Annotated in this window: 28 protein-coding genes; 2 read left to right on the forward strand and 26 right to left on the reverse strand. The window is 46.7% G+C overall.

The window, feature by feature from the left end; translation table 11 throughout:
- Positions 1–3 precede the first annotated feature (3 nt).
- From map to R70331_RS27435, 26 genes are all read right to left on the reverse strand, one after another.
- Positions 4–756: a type I methionyl aminopeptidase gene (gene map, locus R70331_RS27315; RefSeq protein WP_042181060.1), complete on the reverse strand. Its 753-nt coding sequence runs from the start codon at positions 754–756 to the stop codon at positions 4–6.
- 4 nt (positions 757–760) lie between these two features.
- On the reverse strand, positions 761–1405 hold the full coding sequence (locus R70331_RS27320; protein WP_042181062.1) for an adenylate kinase: 645 nt from the start codon (positions 1403–1405) through the stop codon (positions 761–763).
- A gap of 98 nt (positions 1406–1503) precedes the next feature.
- Positions 1504–2802, reverse strand: a complete 1299-nt coding sequence (gene secY / locus R70331_RS27325) for a preprotein translocase subunit SecY (RefSeq protein WP_042181063.1) — start codon at positions 2800–2802, stop codon at positions 1504–1506.
- The gene (gene rplO / locus R70331_RS27330) at positions 2802–3242 is read right to left on the reverse strand and encodes a 50S ribosomal protein L15 (RefSeq protein WP_020427058.1); all 441 of its coding nucleotides are present in this window, start codon (positions 3240–3242) and stop codon (positions 2802–2804) included. Before rplO ends, secY begins: the two co-directional genes overlap by 1 nt.
- A 40-nt stretch (positions 3243–3282) precedes the next feature.
- Positions 3283–3468 (reverse strand): 50S ribosomal protein L30, encoded by a 186-nt coding sequence (gene rpmD / locus R70331_RS27335; RefSeq protein WP_039877387.1) that lies wholly within the window; start codon positions 3466–3468, stop codon positions 3283–3285.
- 14 nt (positions 3469–3482) lie between these two features.
- Positions 3483–3980, reverse strand: a complete 498-nt coding sequence (gene rpsE, locus R70331_RS27340) for a 30S ribosomal protein S5 (protein ID WP_036652980.1) — start codon at positions 3978–3980, stop codon at positions 3483–3485.
- A gap of 26 nt (positions 3981–4006) precedes the next feature.
- Entirely contained in the window at positions 4007–4375 is a 369-nt protein-coding gene (rplR, locus tag R70331_RS27345; protein ID WP_081947898.1) for a 50S ribosomal protein L18, read from the reverse strand.
- 85 nt (positions 4376–4460) lie between these two features.
- Positions 4461–5003 carry a 50S ribosomal protein L6 gene (gene rplF, locus R70331_RS27350; RefSeq protein WP_042181065.1) on the reverse strand — a complete coding sequence of 181 codons (543 nt, stop codon included), beginning with the start codon at positions 5001–5003 and terminating at the stop codon, positions 4461–4463.
- 30 nt (positions 5004–5033) lie between these two features.
- Complete coding sequence (gene rpsH, locus R70331_RS27355) at positions 5034–5432, reverse strand: 30S ribosomal protein S8 (protein ID WP_042181067.1); 399 nt, start codon at positions 5430–5432, stop codon at positions 5034–5036.
- A gap of 32 nt (positions 5433–5464) precedes the next feature.
- On the reverse strand, positions 5465–5650 hold the full coding sequence (locus tag R70331_RS31320) for a type Z 30S ribosomal protein S14 (RefSeq protein WP_036589425.1): 186 nt from the start codon (positions 5648–5650) through the stop codon (positions 5465–5467).
- 46 nt (positions 5651–5696) lie between these two features.
- Complete coding sequence (gene rplE / locus R70331_RS27360; RefSeq protein ID WP_042181069.1) at positions 5697–6239, reverse strand: 50S ribosomal protein L5; 543 nt, start codon at positions 6237–6239, stop codon at positions 5697–5699.
- Between the two features lie 29 nt (positions 6240–6268).
- On the reverse strand, positions 6269–6622 hold the full coding sequence (gene rplX, locus R70331_RS27365; RefSeq protein ID WP_019908235.1) for a 50S ribosomal protein L24: 354 nt from the start codon (positions 6620–6622) through the stop codon (positions 6269–6271).
- Between the two features lie 114 nt (positions 6623–6736).
- Positions 6737–7105 (reverse strand): 50S ribosomal protein L14, encoded by a 369-nt coding sequence (gene rplN, locus R70331_RS27370; RefSeq protein WP_020427062.1) that lies wholly within the window; start codon positions 7103–7105, stop codon positions 6737–6739.
- 38 nt (positions 7106–7143) lie between these two features.
- Entirely contained in the window at positions 7144–7410 is a 267-nt protein-coding gene (gene rpsQ, locus R70331_RS27375) for a 30S ribosomal protein S17 (protein WP_039877393.1), read from the reverse strand.
- 44 nt (positions 7411–7454) lie between these two features.
- Complete coding sequence (gene rpmC / locus R70331_RS27380) at positions 7455–7652, reverse strand: 50S ribosomal protein L29 (RefSeq protein ID WP_019908232.1); 198 nt, start codon at positions 7650–7652, stop codon at positions 7455–7457.
- A complete protein-coding gene (gene rplP, locus R70331_RS27385; protein WP_039877394.1) occupies positions 7642–8076 on the reverse strand; it encodes a 50S ribosomal protein L16 in 435 nt (144 codons plus the stop codon). Before rplP ends, rpmC begins: the two co-directional genes overlap by 11 nt.
- A 2-nt stretch (positions 8077–8078) precedes the next feature.
- Complete coding sequence (gene rpsC, locus R70331_RS27390) at positions 8079–8744, reverse strand: 30S ribosomal protein S3 (RefSeq protein ID WP_039877395.1); 666 nt, start codon at positions 8742–8744, stop codon at positions 8079–8081.
- A gap of 13 nt (positions 8745–8757) precedes the next feature.
- A complete protein-coding gene (rplV, locus tag R70331_RS27395; RefSeq protein ID WP_039877396.1) occupies positions 8758–9090 on the reverse strand; it encodes a 50S ribosomal protein L22 in 333 nt (110 codons plus the stop codon).
- Between the two features lie 33 nt (positions 9091–9123).
- On the reverse strand, positions 9124–9402 hold the full coding sequence (rpsS, locus tag R70331_RS27400) for a 30S ribosomal protein S19 (protein WP_039877398.1): 279 nt from the start codon (positions 9400–9402) through the stop codon (positions 9124–9126).
- Between the two features lie 75 nt (positions 9403–9477).
- Positions 9478–10308, reverse strand: a complete 831-nt coding sequence (gene rplB, locus R70331_RS27405; protein ID WP_039877399.1) for a 50S ribosomal protein L2 — start codon at positions 10306–10308, stop codon at positions 9478–9480.
- A gap of 27 nt (positions 10309–10335) precedes the next feature.
- Positions 10336–10629: a 50S ribosomal protein L23 gene (rplW, locus tag R70331_RS27410; RefSeq protein ID WP_019908225.1), complete on the reverse strand. Its 294-nt coding sequence runs from the start codon at positions 10627–10629 to the stop codon at positions 10336–10338.
- Entirely contained in the window at positions 10629–11252 is a 624-nt protein-coding gene (rplD, locus tag R70331_RS27415; RefSeq protein ID WP_039877400.1) for a 50S ribosomal protein L4, read from the reverse strand. Before rplD ends, rplW begins: the two co-directional genes overlap by 1 nt.
- Before the next feature lie 25 nt (positions 11253–11277).
- Positions 11278–11901 carry a 50S ribosomal protein L3 gene (rplC, locus tag R70331_RS27420; RefSeq protein ID WP_039877401.1) on the reverse strand — a complete coding sequence of 208 codons (624 nt, stop codon included), beginning with the start codon at positions 11899–11901 and terminating at the stop codon, positions 11278–11280.
- A 41-nt stretch (positions 11902–11942) separates the two neighbouring features.
- Positions 11943–12251 carry a 30S ribosomal protein S10 gene (rpsJ, locus tag R70331_RS27425; RefSeq protein WP_017692074.1) on the reverse strand — a complete coding sequence of 103 codons (309 nt, stop codon included), beginning with the start codon at positions 12249–12251 and terminating at the stop codon, positions 11943–11945.
- A gap of 339 nt (positions 12252–12590) precedes the next feature.
- Entirely contained in the window at positions 12591–13940 is a 1350-nt protein-coding gene (locus R70331_RS32245) for a globin-coupled sensor protein (protein ID WP_042181073.1), read from the reverse strand.
- Positions 13941–14163: 223 nt separating this feature from the next.
- Positions 14164–14877, reverse strand: coding sequence for a Crp/Fnr family transcriptional regulator (locus R70331_RS27435; protein WP_042181075.1), 714 nt, complete (start codon positions 14875–14877; stop codon positions 14164–14166).
- A gap of 166 nt (positions 14878–15043) precedes the next feature.
- Between R70331_RS27435 and R70331_RS27440 the strand changes: the two genes are divergently transcribed.
- Complete coding sequence (locus R70331_RS27440) at positions 15044–15493, forward strand: V4R domain-containing protein (protein ID WP_042181077.1); 450 nt, start codon at positions 15044–15046, stop codon at positions 15491–15493.
- 37 nt (positions 15494–15530) lie between these two features.
- A complete protein-coding gene (locus R70331_RS27445; RefSeq protein ID WP_042181079.1) occupies positions 15531–15872 on the forward strand; it encodes a cupin domain-containing protein in 342 nt (113 codons plus the stop codon).
- Positions 15873–15973 lie beyond the last annotated feature (101 nt).

A 15973-nucleotide genomic window follows, 5' to 3' on the forward strand; every position in this document is an offset into this window, starting at 1 on the left:
CACCTACGCATTCAGTTTTGTGAAAATTTCCATGCCGTCCGGTGTAACTGCTACTGTATGCTCAAAGTGGGCACAGAGTGAACCGTCTACCGTAACGACCGTCCAGTTATCTTCCAGAGTTCTGACATATCTGTCCCCTGCGTTTACCATCGGCTCAATCGCGAGTACCATACCCGGCTTCAGACGTGGCCCGCGGTCCGCTATGCCATAGTTCGGAATTTGCGGTTCTTCATGCAGTTTTGCCCCGATGCCATGGCCAACATACTCGCGCACGACGGAGAATCCGGCGTCCTCGATGTACTGCTGGATCGCATGGGAAATTGTAAACAAGCGCACATCCGGCTTGACTAACGCCAGTCCTGCGTACAAGGAGCCTTCTGTGACATCCAGCAGACGCTGGGCCTCATCAGAAATGCTGCCTACTCCGTAGGTCCAAGCGGAGTCACCGTGATAACCGCGGTACTCAGCACCAATGTCCAGCGTAACAATGTCGCCTTCGATCAGTTTGCGTTTGCCCGGAAATCCATGCACCAATTGTTCGTTGACTGAAGCGCAAATGCTGGCAGGAAAACCGTTGTAACCTTTGAAAGACGGCACTGCACCTTGACTGCGAATGTATTGATCGGCGATTCTGTCGAGCTCTCCGGTGGTGATTCCAGGCTCAATGGCCTTGGCAATCAACCGGTGACTCTCGGCAACAATTCGACCAGCTTCCCTCATAAAGGCAAGTTCCTGTTCGGATTTACAAATGATCATTACATTAACCCCGCAGTAAAGATACAATTTCGGAAGTAACGACGTCGATTTCGTTCTCTCCGTTTACCTGGCGCAACAGACCTTTATTCTCATAGAATGCAAGCAAAGGCGCTGTCTTATTATCATACTCATCCAGGCGCTTGCCTACACTCTCTTCGTTGTCATCCGGACGTTGATACAGTTCCCCGCCATCAATATCGCAAATGCCTTCTTGCTTCGGCGGATTGAAAATCAGATGGTAGGATGCACCGCAAACCTTACAGATCCGGCGTCCGGTAAGACGCGCCATCAGCAGTCCACGGTCCACATTCAGGTTGATCACATGATCCAGTGAAGTGCCGGCACGGCTTAAAAGCTCTTCCAGCGCTTCCGCTTGCGAAAGGGTTCTTGGAAAACCATCCAATAAGAAACCTTTTTCGCAATCGGACTGCTGGAGCCGTTCCTCAACGATTCCAATGGTCACATCATCAGGTACAAGCAAGCCTTGATCGATATAGGACTTGGCTTTCAGCCCGACGGGTGTCTGCTCCTTAATTGCTAACCGGAACGCGTCGCCTGTCGAAATATGCGGAATACCAAGTTCTTTTACAATGACAGCTGCCTGTGTTCCCTTGCCTGCCCCAGGAGGGCCCATGAATAAAATGTTCACGTTTCTCTCTTCTCCCCCCAAAAGTTCGCCACCAAGCAAGAAACAGCACAATAGGTGCCGGCAAGTAAGTAGACCTTAGCTTCACCGGAACCTATCGCCTATTTGTTGATGAAGCCTTTGTAATGGCGTTTGATCAATTGGCTCTCGATCTGTTTCATCGTATCCAGTGCTACACCGACCACGATCAGCAGTGCGGTACCGCCAATCTGTACTTCACGTGGCAACCCGGATAGTGAACCAAAGAGTACCGGCATTACAGAGATCACTGCCAGGAACAACGCACCGGACATAGTCAGACGCGACATTACTCTAGTCAGATATTTCTCAGTTGCTTTACCTGGACGAATACCCGGAATGTATCCACCATTCTTTTTCATGTTGTCAGCCATTTGCTGCGGATTCATCTGAACAAACGTGTAGAAGAACGTAAATCCGATGATCATGATCACATAAAGGACCATACCGAGCGGCTTATCATGAGCAAGGTTGTTGGTGATCCATTTAGCCCATTCATGGGTTGACCAGAAGCTTGAAATTACAATTGGGAATTGAAGCAATGATACAGCGAAGATTACCGGAATAACACCTGCCGCATTGATTTTAAGCGGAATATGTGTATTCTGTCCACCGTACATTTTGTTACCGACTACTCGTTTGGCGTATTGCACAGGAATCTTACGAATCCCTTGCTGTACGAAGATAACTCCGACAACAATTGCCACAAGCACAATCAGTACGATAACGACTTTAAGAATATTCAGGAACATCTGATCCGGCTGAATAAAGCTTGATTGCGCCGTAGTCGTGATATATCCCGGAATGGCGGCGACGATCCCCGCAAAAATCAGGATCGAAATCCCGTTTCCTATTCCCTTTTCAGTGATCTGCTCACCAAGCCACATCAGGAACGATGTACCTGCAGTCAGTATGATCGCAATCAGCAGGTAATCAGCAAAGGTTGCATTTGGAATCATCTCAGTGCCGTAAATCCGGTTAAACCCGATGGAGGTCGCAAACGCTTGAATCAGACCGAGTACAACTGTACCGTACCGGGTGATTTGTGCCAGTTGTTTTTTCCCGTGCTCCCCTTGCTTAGCCCATTCGGCAAACTTGGGAACAACATCCATCGAGAGCAATTGCACGATGATGGATGCTGTAATGTACGGGTAAATACTAATCGCAAAAATCGAGAAGTTTTTGAGCGCTCCGCCCGAGAAGGTGTTCAAAAGACCCATCAAGGCTTCGCCGCCCTGATTTGCTGTCTCCAGTACTTCTTTGTTCACACCGGGAACCGGTACAAACGAACCGATGCGGTAGATGATCAGAACGAACAGGGTAAACAGGATCTTTTTGCGCAAATCTTCAACATGCCATATATTCTTAAGCGTCTTGAACATTAGATCACCTCGGTTTTACCGCCGGCAGCCTCGATTTTCTCTACCGCAGATTGAGAGAACTTATTTGCTTGTACAGTCAATTTAACGGCCAGTTCGCCATTGCCGAGGATCTTGATGCCGCTCTTGGAATTCTTGACAACACCAGTTTCAATCAGCAACTGTGGAGTCACTTCAGTTCCTTCAGCAAAGCTGTTCAGATCTTCCAGGTTCACAATCGCATACTCTTTACGGGTAGGATTGATGAAACCACGTTTAGGCAGACGACGATAGAGCGGGTTTTGACCACCCTCGAAGCCAGGACGAACACCACCGCCTGAACGGGAGTTCTGACCTTTATGACCGCGTCCGGACGTTTTACCGTTACCGCTACTTGGTCCGCGACCAACGCGGTTGCGTTCTTTACGGGATCCAGGAGCTGGAGCAAGTTCATGTAACTTCATCGTTTGCACCTCCTTATGTTTGTTAATTTATGCGAGGCATTTAGCCTTCAATTTCTGTTACGGACAGCAAGTGGCCCACTTTGTTGATCATTCCGCGAATTGCAGGAGTGTCATTGTGAACCACGGTCGAGTTGGTTTTGCCCAGGCCGAGCGTCTTAACAGTAACACGTTGTGTCTGTGGACGACCGATTACACTGCGAACGAGGGTGATTTGCAATTTAGCCATTGACGTTCCCCTCCTTAACCGCGTAATTCTTCGACAGATTTGCCGCGAAGTTTCGCGACTTCTTCAATGCGCTTCAGACGGGAAAGACCCTCTAAAGTTGCATTGACCATGTTCATGGAATTCGAAGAACCCAGAGATTTTGTCAAAATGTCGCCAACGCCTGCCAATTCCAATACTGCACGAACAGGACCGCCGGCGATAACGCCAGTACCTTCGGAAGCTGGTTTCAGCAGCACGCGTCCTGCGCCGAAATGTCCAGTAACGAGGTGAGGAATCGAAGTTCCTACGATTGGAATGTGAATCAGGTTTTTCTTAGCGTCTTCAATGCCTTTACGGATGGCATCCGGAACTTCACCGGCTTTACCGATACCCGCACCGACATAGCCGTTGCCGTCGCCCACAACAACAAGTGCACTAAAGCTGAAACGGCGTCCGCCTTTTACAACTTTTGCTACACGGTTAATGTGTACAACTCTTTCTGTCAGCTCTAAACTGTTCGGATCTACACGCAAGTCGTTAACCTCCTTTTAGAAATATTCTAGAATTCAAGACCAGCTTCGCGAGCTGCATCAGCCAAAGCCTGAATCCGTCCATGGTACAAGTATCCGCCGCGGTCAAATACAACCACTGCATAACCCTTTGCTTTAGCGCGCTCAGCGACCAGTTTACCCACTTTGCTTGCAGCTTCAACGCTGCCGCCATTGCCGATTGTTGCGCTCAGTTCTTTATCTTGAGTGGAGGCAGATACGATTGTAACGCCTGTCACGTCATCGATCAGTTGAGCATAGATGTGTTTCGAAGAACGGAACACGTTCAAACGTGGACGCTCAACAGTTCCTTGGATCTTTTTACGTACCCGCAGGTGTCTTTTGAGACGAGCCTTGTTTTTGTCCTCTTTTGTAATCATGACTTCCATTTCACTCCCTTCAGTTTGCTGCATAGCAGCTTCACTTTACGATGCACGGGGTATCTTATGAAGAAGAGTAAGCCGATTATTTCTTCTTACCGGCTTTACCTTCCTTACGGATAATACGTTCGCCTTCGTACTTAATACCTTTACCTTTATACGGTTCTGGTTCACGTACGGAACGGATCTTAGCAGCATAAGCACCAACGCGTTCTTTATCGATACCTCTAACGATGATTTTCGTGTTCGCAGGAACTTCGAACTCGATACCAGCTTCCGGTGTAATTTCAACCGGGTGGGAGTAACCAACGTTCAGAACGATTTTATCTCCGGATTTGCTTGCACGATATCCGACCCCAACCAGCTCCAGAGATTTCGAGAAACCTTCAGTCACACCGCTCACCATGTTGTTGACAACGGAGCGGGTTGTGCCGTGAAGTGAACGATGCAATTTGTTGTCCGACGGGCGAACAACGGTAATTTCGTTATTTTCAACTGTAACCTTCATGTCTTTATGAAGTTCACGAGTCAAAGTGCCTTTAGGACCTTTTACTGTAATAACGGCGTTGTCTAAAGTGACATCTACACCGCTAGGTACTGCGATTGGTTTGCGACCAATACGAGACATGTGTTGCACCTCCTTATCTTGTGACGTTTATTACCATACGTAGCAGACAACTTCTCCGCCGGATTTGGATTGACGAGCTTCTTTGTCGGTCATAACTCCCTTAGAAGTGGAGATAATCGCGATTCCCAGGCCACCAAGTACACGAGGCACTTCGTTGCTCTTCGTGTAAACACGAAGACCTGGCTTACTGATTCTCTTCAGACCAGTGATAACGCGCTCCTGGTTAGGGCCGTATTTCAAGAAGATACGGATAATCCCTTGTTTGCTGTCTTCAACGAATTCCGCATCACGGATGAAGCCTTCACGCTTCAGGATGTCCGCGATTTGTTTTTTCATAGTAGAAGCAGGCATTTCTACTGTCTCGTGACGCACAATGTTAGCGTTACGAATACGAGTAAGCATATCTGCAATAGGATCAGACATAGTCATGTGTGTAAACCTCCTTCCCGGTTATAAACTTCTTACCAACTTGCTTTTTTCACGCCAGGGATCTGGCCTTTATAAGCTAACTCACGGAAACAAATTCTGCAAATTTTGAACTTTTGCAGTACCGAATGTGGACGACCGCAACGCTCACAACGTGTATATGCACGCACTTTGAACTTAGGTTCGCGTTGTTGTTTGACTTTCATCGAAGTTTTTGCCACTTTAGCCTGACACCTCCTAAACAGTTTCGGAGAAAATGGATATTTGTTACTTAGCGAAAGGCATTCCCAGCTGATTCAGCAGCTCACGGGATTCCTCATCCGTCTTTGCAGTAGTTACGATAACGATGTCCATACCGCGCACCTTATCCACTTTGTCATACTCGATTTCCGGGAAGATCAGTTGTTCTTTAAGACCAAGCGTGTAGTTACCACGGCCGTCGAAGGCTTTGGTGGATACACCGCGGAAGTCACGTACGCGTGGAAGCGTTACGTTGAACAATTTGTCCAGGAAGTAGTACATGCGCTCGCCGCGCAGTGTAACTTTAACCCCGATCGGCATGTTTTCGCGCAGTTTGAAACCGGCGATGGATTTCTTTGCTTTAGTGATTACTGGCTTTTGACCAGAGATCAATTGCATGTCGTTAACTGCAGCATCCAGTACTTTGGAGTTCTGAACAGCGTCACCCACACCCATGTTGATGACAACCTTCTCGATCTTAGGTACTTGCATAACAGTTGTATAGTTGAACTTCTGCATTAGAGCAGGTGTAATTTCATTCAAATAACGTTCTTTCATTCTTGCTGCCATGAAGATTTACCTCCTTTCTTTAGGACTAATTAGTCGATAATCTCTCCGGATCTCTTAGCTACCCGAACCTTCTTACCGTTATCGAGCACTTTGTAACCGATACGTGTTACTTTACCGCTCTTCGGATCGATGTGCATTACGTTGGACACATGGATCGAAGCTTCCTGCTCGATGATTCCGCCTTGCGGATTCAGCTGGTTAGGCTTCTGGTGTTTTTTCACCATGTTTACGCCTTCTACCAGAACGCGGTTTTCGCGAGGATAAGCAGCGATGACACGGCCTTTTTTACCTTTGTCTTTCCCGCTGATCACAAGCACCACATCATCTTTTTTCACGTGCAGTTTATTGTTATGGGATTCCAGAACTTTTTTCACTCTAGGCATTGATTACACCTCCTATAACTGACCTTCTCAATAAAGAGCCGTGGGAGTCTTTGGGGCCCCCGAAAAGTAATCGGTATTCACCTCAGAGCTTCACGTCACTTTTTGGGGAATATTTTAGATTACTTCCGGTGCCAAGGAAACGATCTTCATGTAGTCCTTATCGCGAAGTTCGCGAGCAACTGGTCCGAAGATACGTGTTCCGCGTGGGCTTCTGTCGTCTTTAACAACAACAGCTGCGTTTTCGTCAAAAGAAATGTATGAACCGTCTTTACGGCGTACAGAACGTTTAGTACGAACGACTACCGCTTTAACAACATCACCCTTTTTGACAACGCCGCCTGGTGTTGCTTGTTTAACGGAACAAACAATCAGATCACCGATTGCTGCTGTACGGCGTCCAGTACCACCCAGTACGCGGATACACATCAGTTCCTTCGCACCAGAGTTGTCAGCCACATGCAAACGTGTAAATGGTTGAATCATTATTAATTTCCTCCTTCCGGAAAAACTGTCTGATTATCTTAGATGATAACCGCTGCTTCTACCACTTCAACAAGTCTCCAACGTTTGTCCTTAGACAATGGACGAGTTTCCATGACTTTCACAACATCACCAATTTTCGCAACGTTACCTTCATCATGTGCCTTGAATTTCTTCGTGGACTTGATGCGTTTGTGGTACAGGTTGTGCTTTTTATAGGTTTCAACAGCAATTACAATGGTTTTATCCATTTTGTCGCTGACTACTTTACCGATCAGCACTTTACGTGCGTTACGTTCTTCGCTCATAGTTAGCCTCCTTCCTGATTACGGATCTGGTGATCCGCCCTCACTTAACTAATCCCAAGTACTCTTTGATGGATAACGGTTTTAGCACGAGCTATTTCCTTGCGCACATCACGAATCCGAGTAGGGTTATCCAGCTGACCGGTAGCCAATTGGAAACGGAGATTGAAAAGTTCTTCTTTGAAACCAGCGATCTTTTGTTCAATCTCGGCAGTGGTTAAGTTGCGAAGTTCATTAGCTTTCATTTGCTTCACCACCCACTTCTTCACGTTTCACAAACTTAGTCTTTACAGGCAGCTTGTGAGCGGCAAGACGCATCGCTTCACGAGCGATTTCTTCCGACACGCCTCCGAGTTCGAACATAATCTTACCCGGTTTAACTACTGCTACCCATTTCTCAACGTTACCTTTACCACTACCCATACGAACCTCAAGAGGCTTCTGAGTAATTGGCTTATCCGGGAAAATCTTAATCCAGACCTGACCACCACGTTTGATGTAACGTGTCATTGCAATACGGGCAGCTTCGATCTGACGGTTAGTGATCCAAGATGGTTCCAGAGCTTGCAGGCCGAATTCGCCGAAGTTAAGTTCTGTACCGCCCTTAGCCATACCCTTCATGTGACCGCGTTGTTGCTTGCGGTGTTTAACGCGTTTTGGTACCAACATGATTAGTTGCCTCCTTCCTGAGCAGCTTGTTTCTTAGCTGGGGGAAGAACTTCTCCACGGTAGATCCATACTTTTACACCGATACGGCCGTAAGTAGTATGTGCTTCAGCCGTTCCGTAGTCGATATCGGCACGAAGCGTATGAAGTGGAACTGTTCCTTCGCTATAACCTTCTGAACGGGCAATCTCAGCGCCGCCAAGACGTCCGCCAACCTGAGTTTTGATTCCTTTTGCACCGGAGCGCATAGTTCTTTGAATTGCTTGTTTCAGAGCACGACGGAACGATACACGACGCTCCAGCTGTTGTGCAATGCTTTCAGCTACAAGAATAGCATCCAATTCAGGGTGCTTAATTTCGTTGATGTTGATGTGAACCTTTTTGCCACCGGCGATAGCTGTAACTGCGTTGCGAAGTACTTCTACTTCTGCTCCGCCTTTACCAATTACCATACCTGGTTTAGCAGTGTGAATTGTAACATTCACTCGGCTTGCCGCTCTTTCGATCTCGATGCGGGAAACAGAGGAATCCTTCAATTTTCCTTTAAGGTATTCACGGATTTTGACGTCTTCCATTAAAAGAGTACCGAAATCTTTGCCTGCATACCATTTAGATTCCCAATCGCGAATGACACCGATTCGGAGTCCGACTGGATTTACCTTTTGACCCACGTGTTATCCCTCCTTATTTCTCAGATACCACCAAAGTAATGTGGCTGGTACGTTTATTGATCCGGCTTGCACGGCCCATGGCGCGCGGACGGAAACGTTTCATAGTAGGACCCTGGTTAACGAAAATCTCGCTAACGAACAGACTGTTTACGTCCATGGAGTAGTTGTGCTCAGCATTGGCAATCGCCGAGTTAAGCAGCTTTTCAACTACCGGAGAAGCGGATTTTGGAGTGTGGCGAAGAATTGCAATTGCTTCCCCCACTTGCTTGCCGCGAATCAAGTCAACAACCAGTTTCGCTTTACGAGCAGAAATCCGCACCGATCTAGCATGTGCTTTTGCTTCCATTTATTTTCCCTCCTCTCGAACGAAGACCTGTAATTATCTTCTTGTTTTCTTATCGTCACCCGCATGGCCTTTGTAAGTACGTGTTGGCGCGAACTCGCCCAACTTGTGACCTACCATATCTTCCGTTACGTATACTGGCACGTGCTTACGGCCGTCATATACACCAAACGTATGTCCGATAAACTGAGGGAAAATTGTTGAGCGACGGGACCAGGTTTTTACTACAACTTTCTTCTCTGATGCGTTCAGTTCCTCAACTTTTTTCAGCAGGTAGCCATCGATAAACGGCCCCTTTTTTAAACTGCGACCCATGTATGAATCCTCCCTTCATCCGGTTCTTCAAACCGCGAATCGACGCTTCGCGCTTGTCTTAATGCCAGAAGCGTCTTATTTCGTGCGGCGGCGAACGATATATTTATCAGATGCCTTGTTTTTCTTACGCGTTTTGTAGCCAAGGGTTGGTTTGCCCCATGGAGACATAGGCGATTTCCGTCCGATTGGAGCGCGGCCTTCACCACCACCGTGTGGGTGATCGTTAGGGTTCATTACTACCCCGCGAACTTCAGGACGTTGGCCGAGCCAGCGACTGCGTCCGGCTTTACCGATTTTGATCAATTCATGATCTTCGTTACCCACGGATCCGATTGTTGCACGGCAAACGCTCAGAATTCTGCGAACTTCACCGGAGTTCAAACGAACGGATACGTATTTTTCTTCTTTACCGAGCAATTGAGCTTCTGTACCAGCAGCACGAACCAACTGTCCGCCTTTGCCTGGTTTCAACTCAATGTTGTGGATAACTGTACCGACTGGAATGTTAGCCAGTGGAAGTGCGTTACCAACTTTGATATCCGCTGCAGGGCCGGATTCTACTTTATCCCCAACTTTAAGGCCTTTTGGAGCGATAATGTAACGTTTCTCTCCGTCAGCATAGTGGATCAAAGCAATGTTGGAAGTACGGTTCGGGTCATACTCGATTGTAGCAACGCTACCTGGTATGCCGTCTTTAGTCCGTTTGAAATCGATAATACGGTATTTACGTTTGTGTCCGCCGCCATGGTGACGAACCGTAATTTTACCTTGGTTGTTGCGGCCGGCTTTTTTGCTCAGCGGTGCAAGCAACGATTTCTCTGGCTGGTTTGTTGTGATTTCTTCAAACGTAGACACGGACATAGCGCGTCTTGCCGGAGAGGTCGGTTTGTACTTTTTGATTGGCACTGTAGTTTCCTCCTTACTTCAAGAGTATTATTCTACCGCTTCAAAGAATTCAAGCGGTTTGCTGTCCGGGCTAAGTTTAACGATGGCTTTTTTCCACTCTGGAGTGTATCCGGAGTATTTGCCATAACGTTTCAATTTACCAGGTACGCGCATTGTGTTCACACTAACGACTTTTACTTTAAAAATAGCCTCGACAGCTTTTTTGATTTCGGTCTTGTTAGCACGGATATCCACTTCAAAAGCGTATTTCAATTCGCTCATGTATTCGGATGTGCGTTCCGTAATCACCGGACGTTTGATAATATCACGAGGATCTTTCATTACGCGAACACCTCCTCTACCTTCAGAACTGCTTCTTTAGTGATGATCAGTTTGTCGTACGTCAGTACGTCAAGAACATTAATGCCGTCAGCCGCTACGAATTTCACCCCAGGGATGTTACGAGCGGAAAGCGCTACGTTATCATCATAGCTTGGAGCTACGATCAACGCTTTGCTGTCTACCTTCAGGTTGTTCAGAATGGCTGCGAATTCTTTCGTCTTCGGAGCATTCAGTGTCAGGCTATCAAGCACGATAATGTCATTCCCGATAACTTTCGAGGACAACGCGGATTTGATGGCCAAACGGCGAACTTTCTTAGGCAGTTTCCAGGAATAGCTGCGTGGAGTTGGTCCGAAGACTACGCCACCGCCTTTCCATTGTGGAGAACGGATGGAGCCTTGACGAGCGCGACCTGTACCTTTTTGTTTCCAAGGCTTACGTCCGCCGCCACGAACTTCAGAACGTCCTTTAACTTTGTGCGTACCACGACGAAGGGAAGCTCTTTGCATAAGTGCAGCTTCGTGCAGGACATGCACGTTCGGTTCGATACCGAACACTGAATCACTCAGTTCAACTTCGCCAACTTCGTTACCACTGATATTAAAAAGTGTTACTTTTGGCATTTCATGTTCCTCCTTTCTTGGGTAATTATTTCTTAACAGTTTCTTTAACTTTCACGAAGCTGTTCTTAGGTCCTGGAATTGCACCTTTAACCAGCAGTACGTTACGTTCAACATCCACTTTGATGATTTCAAGCTTCTGAACCGTTACGGTTGTGTGACCCATGTGACCCGGAAGGCGTTTGCCCTTAGGAACACGGTTAGCTTGAATGGAACCCATGGAACCAGGTCTTCTGTGGTAGCGCGAGCCGTGAGACATTGGTCCGCGGCTTTGACCCCAACGTTTGATGTTACCCTGGAATCCCTTACCTTTGCTAGTACCAGTTACGTCAACAAATTCGCCTTCAGTGAAGATATCAGCCTTCAGCTCTTGTCCAACCTCGAGTGCCCCGAGGTCAACACCGCGAATTTCGCGAACGTAGCGCTTAGGTGTAGCATTTGCCTTTTTGGCGTGACCCTGTTCAGGCTTGTTGGAGCGGCTTTCCTTCTTATCGGAAAAACCCAACTGCACTGCTTCATATCCGTCGATATTCAGGTCTTTCTTTTGCAGTACCACACAAGGTCCAGCTTCGATAACCGATACTGCGATCACGTTACCTTCTGGAGTAAACACTTGAGTCATACCGAGTTTTTTTCCTAAGATACCTTTCATGTTGACACCTCTTTTCTTTTCCTAATTACTTATTGTTGGAATTACAATTTGATTTCGATATCTACACCGGACGGTAGATCCAAGCGCATCAAGGCATCCACAGTTTGTGGTGTTGGATTCACAATATCGATCAGACGTTTGTGAGTCCGCTGTTCAAACTGTTCACGGGAATCCTTGTACTTGTGTACCGCACGGAGAATGGTAATAATTTGCTTCTCAGTTGGCAGCGGGATCGGCCCGGATACACCAGCACCCGAACGTTTTGCTGTTTCAACGATTTTCTCTGCGGATTGATCAAGAATTCTGTGGTCGTATGCTTTCAAGCGGATACGAATTTTTTGCTTTGCCATTTTAGTCCCTCCTTCTATCGCCCAATTTATTATCGGACATACTCCGTGAAAATTTTCCGACGTCGACCTCATGGCAAAGGGGCCGGGTGTGTCAGTAACCTCTCACATCATCGCAACGTCTCAGAACAACATTTATTATTATATATAATAGTTGCCTACTTTGCAAGCGAAAATAGAAAACAGTACGATTTTATTTTCAAAATGCAATTCAGTTATGTACCGCACGATTCATGGCCCTTCCTTATCGCAAAACCGGCTGTGTCATCCTTTTCAGGACGCCCCAGCCGGTTCTTTTTGCACATTGTTTTCTTCTATATAAATAAGGTTCATTATGCCTGACTAAAGATTATCGGTAGCCGACTTAAAATACTCCGCTGACGCAGCACTTTGCGCCGTAGTTGAGCCTATTCCTTCTATTGTCTGTATTAATACTTTGATCTCTTCTTCAACTACCACGATTTCCTGTGTACTGGCCTGCATGGAGTCAACGATTACACTGAACAACCTGCTGGTCTCGACTGACTGCTCTTTGCCGCTCCTTGTCAGCTCCTGCACCTTGCGGATCTCCTGGACTACCTGGTTGGTCAGCTCGGCTGATTGCTGAGTTAAATCGCCGATCCGCACAACCGTGCTTTTGGTATCCTCAGCCAGCCGGCTGACTTCACTCGCCACTACACTGAACCCCCTGCCATGTTCTCCGGCGCGCGCTGCTTCAATTGTAGCGTTAAGTGAAAGAATTTTGGTCTGATCGGCGATATCCTGCACCGCAGCCACAATCCGCTGAATCTGCCGGGAAGAGCTGTTAAGCTCATTCACTGAACGTTCCATCTCATTCGTGCTCTCATATATAAGGTTAATCTGGCCGCTCAGGCTGCCGAGCTGCCCTTGTCCATCCTTAGCCATCTCACGTGACTCCACAGCTGTAGAAGCTGTGCGGCGGAAGGTGTTATTCACTTCATTGCTGCTGGCCACCAGCTGCTCTACAGCGGCGTTAGTATCCATGCTGAGATCAATCAGTTCACCGCTGAATTCAGCAATCTTCTGCTTTAGTTCATTCTTTACCACAAGGTATTGCTCTTCCTTCTCCCTGATGTTCTCCTTCTCATAGGCTTCAAGCACGAGCTGCTGCTCCAGATTGAGAAGTTTTGTCAGGGTCTGAACCACTTTAAGCCGTTCGTTATCCTTAAGGCTCTCTCCATACATCACTGTTATAAAAACGTTCTGAAGGTTCTGGAATGCCGAGAGATACCATTTAGGCTCTAGCCCCACCCTTTTATGAATCTTGGCTATCATCAGCCGTTTGGCAATATACTGTTCATCCACATTCCCGTCGAATATCTCAATAATATGCAGCTTTAATGTTTTTTTCAGACGTTCGATGCTGCTGTGCTCAAGAATGATCGTCTCGAGCTTATCTACACCGAGTACAGTGTTGTAGAACTGGTCGGTAATATAGTCTATTTCTCTTTCCACCGTAGGCTTCATCAAGCGTAAGAGGCTTAGATCTTCCTCAGTAAGGTCAATCATTCGCATCTGTTCATTCAGCTCATCATGCCCGTTCAGTGTATGAAAAGCTGGTGTGGAGAGGGGGGCGATAGGCTTGCTGTCCTTGGAGTGTGCGTCGGGAGGTTCTTCATTATTCTTACTTGATTGAATGCCATGCATAAAAGAAAAAGGACATTTCCCCATACTTCCACTCTCCCTGAATTCCTAAAAATCAGCATTGCAAATATAGCAATATTCTAACCTATGGGAGAGATAATTGTAAAGAATTTTAAGTATTATTTTGTAGAATAATGTTGGATATACTGCGGTTTCACGCAGAATAATGTCGCTTTATGTCGTTTTATAGAATGATAGAGTTTGATCATCGATGTTCATCAGATAAACTCGCGGAACAGGAACATACATTCTATTCGGTGATTTCCGCAATTTGCGACAGAGCCAGTATATCCAAAATCATTACAGTTCGGTTGTTTACCCTAATCAGTCCCAGCGACTCCAGCTGATTCAGCTTACGGCTAAGTGTTTCAGGCGTCGTGCCGATCATCGCTGCGAACTCTTTTTTGGCCGCCGGCAGATGAAGCATTGGGTACTCCTCTTCCCCGCCGGAAGATAGCGACCGTCTGGAATATAGATGCAGCAGCAACCGTGCAAGTCTTTTTTCCGCTTCAAAAATATGCAGTGCCCCAGCCAGCTCATCCGCCTGCTGCAGCTGCTCACTGACGGACTTCAGAAAGCTGAAAGCAAGATTCGCATTGCTTGCTAGCAAAGGCATGAAATCCTCCCTCCGCATCCGGCAGATATATCCGCCCTCCACCACTTCGGCTGTAGCATAATGCTGTTTATTATGAAGCAGGGCAAACTGGCCAAAGTAATCCCCCGGAAAAAGAAAGCGGAGAATATGCTGTTTCCCTTCTTTGCTGGTTTGGGTCAATTTTATCAACCCGTTATTAACAACAAATAAAGATTCAGACTGCTCTCCTTCCCTAAACACCACACTGCCCTTTGTATAATACTCAGACTCTATGATGGATTCGACCTTAAGCAGCTCGTGATCAGGCAAAGCAAGAAACACCGGCACCTGACGAATACAGGAATCTTTATGGCACGTATTGCATTTCATCTCTTATCGTTCCTCCCTGACTACCTGAAGCTAACATATCAGGATTACATAAGCCGCCCGGTGACTCCAATCACAATAATGTTGAAAACTTGATCTGCATCAAGGATTTTATGACTCATTTCCTGCACAATATTGTTAGAGAGAGAAGAAGAGGAGATGGACAGCTATGCAGCAATATACATTTGAGGATATGCAAAAGATGGATAGATCCAGACTAGGTAACATGGTACCGCTGGAGCTATTCCGGACAATCAGACTTATCGGCATGAACCAAGGTCTCCCTATGGGCGGAAAAGGCACAACTCTTACTGTAGGAAGAAAAATTGGAGAAAGCCTTCCGGTAAAAAGTGTGGATGAGCTGCTGGCTCTTTTTGAAGAACTGAAAATCGGCATCCCGCAGATCGTCTATTCCGACGAGCACAAGATAAACATTGCTGTTGAGGACTGCTTCTGCAAGGGCCTGCCGACTTTGGAAGAAGAAAAAATGATATGTGATTTAGAAGGAGCCATCCTGGAAGGAGCATTGACTAAACTGTATGGCCGTAGAGTAAGTGTAAGAGAAATTAAATGCAATGCGACCGGCGATGAATATTGCGAGTATGAAGTGAAGCTCTAACCCTTAGGGGAAAACCAAATGAAAGCAGGAGATTACTATGGAAAAGAAAAATATCAGTGAAGCTATCCAACATCTGGAGGAGCGTTTTACGAAAAAAGTACTGTTTCAAAAGGGAGACAGTGTAGTGTTCGTGCTTAATTTCATGCCAGGCCAAAAGCTTCCGGCACATACTCACCCCGGAGCAGATGTGTACATTTATGCCATCCAGGGTACAGGCACCATTACTGTGAATGATGCCGATCAAAGATTTGGAGAAGGCGAAGTTATCCACATTGCCGACGATGAAGTATTTGCATACCGTAACAGCGGAGACACTCCGTCCAGCCTTTATGTCGCAATTTCAAAGCTGCCAAGCGCAGCCTACGCCAAAGAAATTTAACATCCTCCGAACATTAGCTCTACCCACTGAAGAATTTTCTCTGGGTAGAGCTTTATTTGTAATATAAAAAAAACAGGAGCTCTTCCGAAGAAGAACTCCTG

It is taken from the genome of Paenibacillus sp. FSL R7-0331 (genome assembly GCF_000758645.1).
Classification (GTDB): domain Bacteria; phylum Bacillota; class Bacilli; order Paenibacillales; family Paenibacillaceae; genus Paenibacillus_AQ; species Paenibacillus_AQ camerounensis.